Here is a 9,810-nt window from a genome sequence, read left to right on the forward strand (position 1 = left end):
ATATTAAAGGTTTACAGCAGGGATTTCTATAGGGTTCTGTGTCAATAAATTCAGTTCGTCCGGAATGTCGTTGTACAAAATCTGCAACGTCCGGTGGGGTGCAAAGAGCAGGCGTTCCCGCTTGGGTTCTGACCAAATCTGGAAGTGCTGCTTGTTGAAAAAGCTCCCTTCTTTAAAGGTGCCTTTGGATTCGATATGCGCCGCTCTGAGCGAAAACGCAAAATTCGATAGGTCCAGATCTTTGTTGCCAATGGCTTTGAGCAAACTGTGCGTAATGGCCAGTTCATCTTTGGCAAAGATGCTGTGCAACGGCCCAAGGTCAATCAGCTTTAAACTACGCGGATACAGTTTAGGCAAACGCTTGTCAATGGCATAGGCCATCATCTCTACGTCCATATTGCGATCCGCAACCTTTTCTAAGGCTTCATAGATCTCCGCCTGATAGTCCGCAACGCTGGTCTTGTTCACGTCAAAGTACATATAGCCTACAAAAGGCCTGTTGAGCGTAACGTCATAAAAGGACCAGCTCACCAAATTGCGACCAATAGTTCTGTCGTTGGTACGCACAATTTTCCCTTGTACAAAGCGTCTAAAGATATAGTTGCGGTCTACCGATGTATAGTAAACAATAGACGCCGCTTGATGTAATTTTTTATCTGCTACTGGCTTTTTTTGCTTTAAGAGCGTGTCCAAAAACTCTTCTTTGAGTTGCAGAGCCGGAGGCAATTTTTCAATGAATTCTTGCTTGAGGGCCAGATCATTGAGCAAGTACCGGAACTCCAAAAAGTTTGGAAATCCGGACTCCGTGAGATCGATCCGCATCTTTTCCTCATCGTCAAAGAGGTACTTCACACGGAAAGCTTCCAAGCTGTAGAGCATCAAGTCACAGTACTGGGACAGGAACTCGAGTTCGCGTTCGGTACAGATGTCCTTTTGTTTTAGGGCATCAACCAAAGCATTGAAACCGTGTTTGACCAGTTTGAAATACGCCTTGTACTGTTCTTTGGTTTCTAGAACCGCAGAATCCAAGGGAGTAACTATGTCATGTAAGCCCATAAGCTCTCGCTTTCACGTGAAAGTTTAAAATTAAAAGATGTGGCTTCGGAGTTTATCCGAGCAAGTCGTCGTCTGCAGGGTCTGGAGCCGGAGCCGGATCATCACCGCCGCCGTCACCGCTTGGTGCAGGAGCATCATCAGTAGCGTAATAGTCCTCAAAGATCTCCTTCATGTCAATCCCGTAACGGTTGGCAAAGTCTTTTTGGATCTCTGCATCCTTTTTACGCAGTTCTTGTAAAGCCTCGGCATAGGAACTGTAAACACCTTGCATCACTTTCTCGTGAACTGGGATGTTGTCCATCATCTGCTGACGCGCCTTGGCAGAAGCCGTGTGCATTGCCGCTAGGGTTTGTCCAATATGCTCGTCGGTTTTAACCCCTAAGTGCTCTAAGATCGCTGCGAACTCTTGATCGGTTCTCGCTTTAAGGGCAACCACATATCCGTCGTAATACTTCAGACGCTCGTCGGTATCACTTTTAAGCTTGGCTCTATGCGATTGCAAATTGCTGCGCAGAGAAGTCAATACTTTGATGGTCAAGTTGTGCTTGTGCACAAAGCTGTCCTTAGAAGCGGCAAGGGTAGTGTAGGCGTTTTTAAGACCTTCCAGTTCTTCTACCTTTTGTTCCAGCTGAGTGATCTTGGCAATGGCCTCAGAATACTCTGGTGATTGCTTGTCAGTGATCTCCTCAAGCTCTTGACGGGCTTGCTTTAAAAGAGCGTATTGCTCTTCGAGTTTTTCTTCAGTCTCTTGCTTTTTCTCCAAGGCCTTGTTATGGTTCTTGGAAGCTTCAACAATAGCTACCTGCAATTTCTCTTCTACCTCTTTGATCTCTACCTCACGGTTCTTCAAACGGGTAACGGCAGCCTGACTCTTGTACGAAAGCTCATTGAGCAAGGTTTGGATGTCTGCATTCTCAATGCGCTCTTGGAACATTTGCTTGGCGCGAAGGTCTGCTGCATCACGGGCTTTTTCTGCCGCTTTGAGCTCTTCTTCTTTGCGCTTGATGCGGGACTTGCGTCCAAAAAGGTTGTTCCACCAATTGTCCTTGACGTTCTCCGCATCTTGCAGTTCCACCTTGGCTTTGTCCAAAGCTGCTTGTGCACGGTCAATTACTTTTTGTTCCTCTGCATTGAGGGTAGAGAACTTCTCGAAGATGATTCCTACTTCATCCTGATAGTCCGTAAGGTCTTTGATCGCTTCTAATAGGGAGCTGCGATCCTTTTCTGCCATGCCTACTACGTCGTCCAAGGTCGCGTTGAGTATCTTTTGACGAACTTCCGGATCGTCCTCTTGCGCCAACTTGGCTTTCATTTGGTCCATGGTTTTACCCCAGTTCACATCTACTTTCTCTTGTGCGGGGCCAGAATCGGTCTCTAATAAGTCAAAATCGTCAGCCATAGTAAGACTATTGTTTTAAGGTTGCTAAAATTTTCGGAGTATCAATTTCGGTAAAAAAAATGAGTTAAGGCACTCATTTTGGAAAAGCTTTCGACTATTAGTCTTAAACGAAGTCAAAATGTTACAAAAAGCAACTATAGTGTACAATTTGAGCGATTTCAAAAAAAACCCCGAGCGGATAACTCGGGGCTTTTAACAGTGGGCTAATTCAGATTAATCTTTCAATAGACTTCTGGAGATCACGATCTTTTGGATCTCGCTAGTTCCTTCGTAGATCTGTGTGATCTTCGCGTCACGCATCAGTCGCTCCACGTGATATTCTTTTACATAACCGTTTCCGCCGTGTACTTGTACCGCTTCTACCGTTACTTCCATGGCAACTTGAGAGGCGTATAGTTTAGCCATAGCCCCGCTCAAGTCGTAATTATTGCCGTTGTCTTTATCCCAAGCAGCTTTCATTACCAAATGACGAGCAGCTTCGATCTTTACATGCATGTCTGCCAACTTAAAGGCAATAGCTTGGTGGTTGCAGATCTCTGTGCCAAAAGCCTTACGCACTTTAGAGTACTCTCTGGCCAATTCGTAAGCTCCTTGAGCAATACCTAAAGCCTGAGCGGCAATTCCAATACGTCCACCGCTTAGGGTCTTCATGGCGAATTTGAATCCGAAGCCATCTTCACCGATACGGTTCTCCTTAGGAACCTTAACATCGTTAAAGATCAAAGAGTGAGTGTCGCTTCCGCGGATACCGAGTTTATCTTCTTTAGGGCCGATCTCAAAACCTTCCCATCCTTTTTCTACAATAAGCGCATTGATTCCGCGGTGACCTTTATCGCGATCGGTTTGAGCGATCACAATATAATAATCCGAGGTGCTTCCGTTGGTGATCCAGTTCTTGGTTCCGTTGAGCACGTAGTGGTCACCCATGTCAATGGCTGTAGTTTTTTGAGAAGTTGCATCTGATCCTGCTTCCGGCTCACTCAAACAAAAAGCTCCAAGAGCTTCTCCAGAGGCCAATTTGGTCAAGTACTTCTCCTTGTGCATATCGCTACCGAAGGCTTGAATTCCGTAACATACCAAGGAGTTGTTTACAGACATCACTACCGATGCAGAGGCATCAATTTTGCTGAGTTCTTCCATGGCCAACACGTATGAAACCGTGTCCATTCCGCCTCCGCCGTACTGCGGATCAACCATCATTCCCATAAATCCAAGTTCTCCCATCTGCTTGATCTGGGCTGCAGGGAATTCTTGTTTGTTGTCGCGCTCTACAACGCCTGGAAGCAATTCGTTCTTAGCAAAATCACGAGCCGCTTCGCGGATCATTTCATGTTCTTCGGTTAAGGTAAAATCCATGGAATTCAGTATTCTTTAAATTATTCTCAAAAAAGGTTAGCAAAGATACTTCTTAAATAGCATATTTTCAATAAATCCTGTTATTTTTAAGAATGCTTAAAAATCAATATCACGTCTTGGGAGTAATGTCTGGCACATCGCTGGACGGGATTGACTTGGCTGAGGTTTTCTTCACTGTAGATCAAGGGGTTTGGACTTATGAATTTGGACACACCCAAATGTTACCCTACGACGAAAAGCGTGAGAAGGCTTTTTTGGCCGATCTGGTCAGTCTAAATCCAGAGGAATTGGACGCGGCAGATTCGCGCTATTCGCAGTTTTTAGGCGAGCAGATCAAAGCATTTATTTCTAAATACAACATTCAGCATTTGGACGCGGTCTGTTCCCACGGCCATACGGCATTGCATCGTCCGGATCTGGGAGTAACACGACAGATCGGCAATCAAAAAAGGATCGCTGAGATCAGCGGGCAGCGAGTGGTTTGTGACTTTAGAGTACAAGATGTCGCCTTGGGTGGGCAAGGGGCTCCTTTGGTTCCCATCGGAGATCGATTGCTTTTTGGAGCTTTTGATTACTGCATCAACCTTGGAGGTTTTGCAAACCTTTCTTATGAACAAGATGGCCTGCGGATTGCCTATGATCTCTGTCCGGTCAATATCATACTCAATAAGCTAGTTGAGCCATTAGGACTGGATTATGACGATGGTGGAAAGATTGCCCAAAGCGGAACCGTAAATGATGAGCTATTGAAACAACTCAACGGTTTGGATTATTACGCGCAAGAGCCGCCAAAGTCTTTAGGACTGGAATGGGTCCGCAGTGAAATTCATAAAAAGTTCAAACTCAATGAGCTCACGCCAGCAGATGCTCTAGCTACATTTGTGGAGCATATGGCTTATCAGATAGCCAAACCCTTAAAAGAAGAAAGCAAGGTCCTATTTACTGGAGGCGGAGCCCATAATGAATACCTCTTACAACGAATAGAGTCGTATAAGTCATTGAAAATCACTGTGCCGGACAAGCAACTTATTGAATATAAAGAGGCCTTGATTTTTGCCCTTTTAGGCGTTCTCAAACTGCGTGATGAGGTCAATTGTTTAGCTTCGGTCACTGGGGCCAGTAAGGATCATTCTAGCGGGCTGATATTTAACGCTAATATTTAGTTATCACGAACGGTTTGGGTACTTAAGTTTGTTATATTTGTCATGCTACAATGTCAACCAACTAAATGAAACAACTCCTTAAAGCTTACGAGAATAAAGCACCAGAAATCGTGTTCCATTGGAATGATCCATACACCGACGCAGAAGGCTGGACGGTCATCAATTCGCTCCGTGGTGGAGCTGCTGGTGGTGGAACCAGAATGCGCAAAGGTTTGGATATGAATGAAGTACTTTCATTGGCCAAAACCATGGAAGTGAAATTTACAGTTTCCGGACCTGCCATTGGAGGCGCTAAATCGGGGATCAATTTCGATCCTGCAGATCCTCGGAAAAAGGAAGTTTTAGAGCGTTGGTATGCGGCCGTTTCTCCTTTGCTGAAATCCTATTACGGTACAGGTGGAGATCTCAATGTTGATGAAATCCACGAAGTAATTCCAATAACGGAAGCCAGCGGTGTTTGGCATCCGCAGGAAGGAGTTTTCTCAGGACACTTTAAGCCGACTGAGGCCGACAAGATCAACCGCATTGGTCAATTGCGCCAAGGGGTGATCAAAGTAATTGAAAACCCGAACTACTCCCCGGACGTAACTAAAAAATACACAGTGGCCGATATGATCACTGGTTTTGGTGTTGCGGAAGCTGTAAAACACTACTACGAGGTTTACGGCGGATCTGTAGTCGGAAAGCGTGCCGTAATCCAAGGTTTTGGAAACGTGGGTTCAGCTGCAGCTTATTATCTGGCCTTAATGGGGGCGAAGGTTGTGGGAATCATTGACCGTCATGGCGGAGTGATCAATGAAACCGGTTTCTCTATGGAGGAGGTTACCGAGTTCTTTTTGAACAAACGAGGCAATGAACTCATGGTGGACAATATGATCCCGTTTGAGGAAATGAACGAGCGTATCTGGGGGCTAGAGACTGAGGTCTTTGCACCTTGTGCGGCCTCTCGTTTGATCACGCAGGATCAGATCGATCAAATGATTTCTTCTGGTTTGGAAGTGATCTCTTGTGGAGCGAATGTTCCTTTTGCTGATCCGGAGATTTTCTTCGGTTCCATTATGGAGCACACAGACCGCGAGGTTAGTTTGATCCCAGATTTTATTTCAAATTGTGGAATGGCCAGAGTTTTTGCTTACTTTATGGAGCGAAAAGTACAGATGACCGATGAAGCGATCTTCAACGATACTTCGCAGACCATTAGACGTGCTTTGGAAGCTACACACCAATCGAATCCGAATAAAACAAGAATAAGCGAAACCGCATTTGAGATCGCTTTAAAACAACTCATATAAACTACCAACTGTATGGAATCTATCATCATTCTCATTTTTGTCTTTGGTTATTTATCAATCACCTTGGAGCATCCGCTTCGACTCGATAAAACAGTGCCTGCCCTAATTATGGCTGCCCTTATCTGGGCTGTCCTTTCTGTTGGATTTGCCTCGGGCTGGTTTAGTGTCATTGATACCCATGAGAATGTGTTTACCTATATAGCGGGGGATCATCATATGGAGGAAGGCTTCTCCAATACCCTGTTGCATCACCTGGGTAAAACGGCGGAGATACTCATCTTCCTGATAGGGGCCATGACCATTGTGGAGATCATTGATCTGCACCGTGGTTTTGAGATTCTAAAGGGAGCCGTTAAGACCAAGAGTAAGAAGCGTCTGCTTTGGATCATTGGTATTTTGGCCTTCATTCTATCAGCCATCATTGATAACCTTACGGCAACGATCGTATTGGTAACCTTGCTGCGCAAGTTGATTCCAACACGTGAAGATCGTCTTTGGTTTGCCTCCATGGTAGTGATTGCAGCAAATGCTGGAGGTGCTTGGTCGCCTATTGGAGACGTAACGACCACCATGCTTTGGATCGCGAATAAGGTGACTGCGCTAGGTTTGGTGAAGTTTGTAGTCTTGCCGTCTATTGCCTGTTTCATTGTGCCGTTCTTAATTGCCAGCCGCATGAAGCCTTTCCAAGGAGAAGTAACTGGTGTAGATGAAGATGAGGATGCGGACGGTCGCAAATTACTCAGTAGTAAGACGATGTTGTTCCTCGGTTTGGGGATGATCGTATCGGTGCCGATCTTTAAAACAGTAACCCACTTACCCCCTTATATTGGGATGATGTTCGCCTTGGGAATTGTGTGGTTAGTTTCAGAATACATTCACCCAGAAGAAGATTTCTCAGAATCTGAAAGACATAAATACTCGGCGCACAAAGCCTTGTCGCGTATTGAAATATCAAGTATCCTTTTCTTCTTGGGAATCCTGATGGCCGTTGCTGGACTGGAGAGTTTGGTTTACGGAACTTCCATGGACGGAGAGCAAGTAGGTACCCTGCGTTATTTGGCAGAGGTATTGCAAGGCGCCATTCCTTATGAGGATGTGGTAGTGATCTTACTGGGTATTTTCTCAGCCATTATTGATAACGTACCGCTAGTAGCAGCGTCTATTGGAATGTATGAATCTCCAACCGACTCTGTATTGTGGCATTTTATAGCCTATTCTGCAGGAACCGGAGGATCTATGTTGATCATTGGTTCTGCTGCCGGTGTAGCTGCAATGGGAATGGAGAAGATCGATTTTATCTGGTATTTAAAGAAAATTACTTGGTTAGCATTCGTAGGTTTTGCCGTAGGAGCTGGAGTGTATCTTCTGTTCCAACGCGTGCTACTCGTTTAAGCCCTTACAATTTCTGAACGTATTGTTCGTTCTACCATTATTAAACCTAAACTATGTTGAATTTCCTACTTCAGGACCCAACTACCGATGCTGTAGATGGCCTGGAACCTGTCGTTGAAGAAAAAACGATCTCATTGATGGAACTCCTGCTCAACGGAGGAGTTGCCGGTCAAATCATTATCGCTGTTTTATTCGTGCTGCTTTTTGTGGCCATGTATATCTACTTTGAACGCCTGTTTGCGATCAAATCAGCTTCCAAGATAGACGGCAATTTTATGAATCAAATTCGAGACAATGTAGGCTCTGGAAACCTAGAGGCAGCAAAGCTTTTATGTGTTCAGCAGAACTCTCCAGTAGCTCGTTTGACCGAAAAGGGAATTTCAAGAATCGGAAGTCCATTAGACGACATCAACACCGCCATTGAGAATGCGGGACGTTTGGAAGTCTATAAAATGGAAAAGAACGTAAGTATCCTTGCTACCATTGCGGGGGCTGCTCCTATGATCGGTTTCTTAGGGACGGTTATTGGTATGGTTTTAGCTTTCCATCAATTGGCCACAAGCAGTGGACAAGCAGAGATGGGCTCTTTAGCAGAAGGAATTTATACGGCCATGACCACTACGGTTGCAGGACTTGTGGTAGGTATTATTGCCTATATGGGTTACAACCACTTAGTAGTTAAGACGGACAAGGTTGTGCACCAAATGGAGGCCAATGCTGTTGACTTCCTAGATCTTCTAAACGAACCAGCTTAGATACGGCAGTATGAATCTAAGAGGAAGAAATAAAGTAAAGGCCGAGTTCAGCATGAGCTCCATGACAGACATTGTATTTCTGTTGTTGGTGTTCTTTTTGCTGACCTCGTCTAACGTAACTCCAGATGCGCTCAACCTAGTGCTTCCAAAGGCCAAAGGGAAGACCACGGCGCAGCAAAATGCTTCTGTGAGCATTACTAAAGGAGGAGCTTACTACGTGAATAAAGAGCGCGTAAGTGAGTACAGCATAGAAAGTGAACTGCAAGCAGCTTTAGGCGGTCAGGATTCCCCGACTATCATTCTGCGTGCAGAAGAAGGCGTGCCTATTGAAAAGGCCGTTTTGGTGATGGATATTGCCAACAAGAACAATTTTAAAGTCGTACTCGCCGTACGCCCGAATTAATATGGGATTTTTAGATACCGAGCACAAACGCAAGAGTTTTCGCATCAGTTCTGCCTTAATGGCCATACTGCTGTTGTTGCTCTTTTTCTTCGGATTGAAATATCTCGATCCACCACCAGAAGGCGGGATCGCCATTAATTTTGGGACCAGCGCTACAGGCTCAGGAAATGTGCAGCCGCAAGAGACCGTAAGAACAGCTCCGCAGCAAACGCAATCCAATCCACAGGAAACTTCTAAAGACATCAATGAAGACGTGGTAACTCAAGACATTGAAGACGCGCCTGTGGTTAAGGATGATAAGAAACCTGTAGAGACCAAACCTGCAGAGGAGGAGAAGCCGGTTGAGACTGAAAAGAAACCAGATCCCAAGCCAGATAAAAGCACAACCGATGCCCTATCATCTATCATCAACGGTCCCAAAAATGACGGAAAGACCGATGGAGGAGAAGGTCCTGACGCCACTGGAGGTGACAAAGGAGATCCCAATGGAGACCCAAATGCCAGCAGCTATTACGGAACCGGTAAAGGCCTAGACGGAGATGGAAACTATCAGCTTGGCGGACGCTCGGCTTTGAACAAAGAGAAGTATCAGCAAGACTGTAACGAGGCTGGAATCGTAGTGGTGAGTATAGAGGTGGATCGCAACGGGAACGTAATTAGCGCTACTCCCGGAGTTCGCGGGACTACTAACAATTCACGCTGTTTGCTCGAGCCGGCCAAACGCGCTGCGATGGATACCAAATTCAATGCAGACCCCAATGCGCCTGCAAAACAGATCGGGAAGATCGTTTACCGTTTTTCTTTGTCCAATTAAGAGGTCATTTTTGGTATCTTTGAGAAAAATGATGCCATGAAATGAGCACAAACAAATTTATTTATTAGCATACCCACTGCTATAATTGAATTTTTTGTGCGAAAGCGAAGCGGTTGATCTATGTAAATAATTTTTATTTGCTTGATTGCCAGCTCGATAAAAATTATTTACATAGATGAA

Annotated in this window: 9 protein-coding genes; 6 read left to right on the plus strand and 3 right to left on the minus strand. The window is 45.2% G+C overall.

Annotation, left to right across the window (positions count from 1 at the left end; genetic code table 11):
• Window positions 1–3 precede the first annotated feature (3 nt).
• The 3 genes from HRT75_RS04450 to HRT75_RS04460 all read right to left on the minus strand — a co-directional run bounded on the left by HRT75_RS04450 (window position 4) and on the right by HRT75_RS04460 (window position 3,811).
• Window positions 4–1,056, minus strand: a complete 1,053-nt coding sequence (locus HRT75_RS04450; RefSeq protein ID WP_291183102.1) for a hypothetical protein — start codon at window positions 1,054–1,056, stop codon at window positions 4–6.
• Between the two features lie 52 nt (window positions 1,057–1,108).
• Window positions 1,109–2,455: a microtubule-binding protein gene (locus tag HRT75_RS04455; RefSeq protein ID WP_291183104.1), complete on the minus strand. Its 1,347-nt coding sequence runs from the start codon at window positions 2,453–2,455 to the stop codon at window positions 1,109–1,111.
• Window positions 2,456–2,668: 213 nt separating this feature from the next.
• Window positions 2,669–3,811, minus strand: a complete 1,143-nt coding sequence (locus HRT75_RS04460) for an acyl-CoA dehydrogenase (protein ID WP_291183106.1) — start codon at window positions 3,809–3,811, stop codon at window positions 2,669–2,671.
• A gap of 92 nt (window positions 3,812–3,903) precedes the next feature.
• Between HRT75_RS04460 and HRT75_RS04465 the strand changes: the two genes are divergently transcribed.
• From HRT75_RS04465 to HRT75_RS04490, 6 genes are all read left to right on the plus strand, one after another.
• Window positions 3,904–4,974, plus strand: a complete 1,071-nt coding sequence (locus HRT75_RS04465) for an anhydro-N-acetylmuramic acid kinase (protein WP_291183108.1) — start codon at window positions 3,904–3,906, stop codon at window positions 4,972–4,974.
• Between the two features lie 65 nt (window positions 4,975–5,039).
• A complete protein-coding gene (locus tag HRT75_RS04470; RefSeq protein WP_291183110.1) occupies window positions 5,040–6,266 on the plus strand; it encodes a Glu/Leu/Phe/Val dehydrogenase dimerization domain-containing protein in 1,227 nt (408 codons plus the stop codon).
• A 12-nt stretch (window positions 6,267–6,278) separates the two neighbouring features.
• On the plus strand, window positions 6,279–7,658 hold the full coding sequence (gene nhaD / locus HRT75_RS04475) for a sodium:proton antiporter NhaD (protein ID WP_291183112.1): 1,380 nt from the start codon (window positions 6,279–6,281) through the stop codon (window positions 7,656–7,658).
• Window positions 7,659–7,711: 53 nt separating this feature from the next.
• On the plus strand, window positions 7,712–8,413 hold the full coding sequence (locus tag HRT75_RS04480) for a MotA/TolQ/ExbB proton channel family protein (protein ID WP_272831712.1): 702 nt from the start codon (window positions 7,712–7,714) through the stop codon (window positions 8,411–8,413).
• 10 nt (window positions 8,414–8,423) lie between these two features.
• Window positions 8,424–8,816 carry a biopolymer transporter ExbD gene (locus HRT75_RS04485; protein WP_272831713.1) on the plus strand — a complete coding sequence of 131 codons (393 nt, stop codon included), beginning with the start codon at window positions 8,424–8,426 and terminating at the stop codon, window positions 8,814–8,816.
• A 1-nt stretch (window position 8,817) separates the two neighbouring features.
• Window positions 8,818–9,630 (plus strand): energy transducer TonB, encoded by an 813-nt coding sequence (locus HRT75_RS04490; RefSeq protein ID WP_291183115.1) that lies wholly within the window; start codon window positions 8,818–8,820, stop codon window positions 9,628–9,630.
• The last annotated feature ends 180 nt before the right edge of the window (window positions 9,631–9,810 follow it).

The sequence above is a fragment of the Gilvibacter sp. genome (assembly GCF_013214815.1).
GTDB lineage: Bacteria > Bacteroidota > Bacteroidia > Flavobacteriales > Flavobacteriaceae > Gilvibacter.